Annotated in this window: 1 protein-coding gene; it reads right to left on the bottom strand. The window is 51.3% G+C overall.

Annotated elements, in window-relative coordinates; genetic code table 11:
- The coding region (locus ACOCD2_RS20535; protein ID WP_293650303.1) for a hypothetical protein at positions 1-1,007 on the bottom strand (1,007 nt) is incomplete at its 3' end.
- Between the last annotated feature and the right edge of the window lie 251 nt (positions 1,008-1,258).

Below are 1,258 nucleotides of genomic sequence, written 5' to 3'. Positions count from 1 at the left end.
AGTTGTTGCGTAGTGCTTGGTGACCAGGACGGCTGGGGCACCAATAGGTTGTCAAAGGCCGAGTCGATTTTGGGGACTGGGATGTCCCAAAATCTATCACGAGGCCGAAGACACACTTGAGAACTTCCTGCATTCCAGAAATCCCTCACATCCTGAAATGCGAGGTTGTCATCAACGACTGCCGCACCGCCCTGTGCCGTGATGTCGAGTTGCTCGGTGTTCGTGTTGAATGCGATACGGTACTTCTTGAGGTTTCCTTTCCAGAATTTAGTCACATCCGGCGCCAATAGCGGCAAATACAGGTCATTACTGCTGGCAGCGGCATTGGAGGGGTCGAAGGGGATAGCAGGCGCATTGAAAGTATAGTCAATGGAAGCTTGTGCGTCGATGATGATGTCATTGATCGCATCAACCAGACTGGCAGTGTCGCCGGATTCATAGTAATTTCCACCACCACGAGTGGCGATATCCCTGAGGTAGGCTTCTTCGTTGGGGCGGGTGTGGAAACCAATGGCATGGGTGATTACATTCTGGTTGCCTGTGATGCTCGGATGCAGATCATGCGTGTTGGCCCATGCTGCGATATCACCGGTGCAGCCTGCTCGAGACATCGAAAAGCTGCTGGGATCTGGATTCGTGCAGTCGGTGCCACTGGGAGATGGTACCGTTACGTCTGAAGGGTCGTATTTGTAGCCAGCAGCTTTATAGGGGTGCGGGTCGTCATAATCTTGGTTGCTGCTTGGTTTATCGGAGTAGGGTGCGCCATCCGTAAGTAACACGATGACACTTTGAGCACAATACAGGTCTTCGGTTACCGGGGTTGTAACAGTAACATCGCCGGGGCGGCCTGTTCCCGCGACGCATTCATTCTTGGTGGTTCTGCATCCATCATAATTACCAGTTCCATCGTCATCGGTAAAACTGGATTGAAACCACTGAACGGCTGAACGCATGGCCTGCACAGTGGTTGTGCCGCTGATGTAGTAGATATCATCGATCCGATTCACCAGGGTTGATCGATGGGTATCTACGTCATAAAAACCGGTTGTGGAGCCCGTTGTAATGATTCTGCGACCACCATACTGTCGTTTGCTGTACCCAAGAAAGGCTGCATTAACATGCTCCACGCCATCACTAAACTGTCGGGTACCATGTGATTATATTCCAAAAAGGAGCTATCCTTTGTTCCGAACCCGCCAGATATTGAACGACTGGCTCACGCAAAACCTGGAGGAAGCATAACGCCATGGTTATCCAT

Origin of the sequence: Thiolapillus sp., assembly GCF_048562965.1 — a bacterium.
Lineage (GTDB): Bacteria > Pseudomonadota > Gammaproteobacteria > Chromatiales > Chromatiaceae > Thiolapillus > Thiolapillus brandeum_A.
Note: the sequence above shows the minus strand (reverse complement) of the source record. Positions and strands in the feature narration are given on the sequence as shown.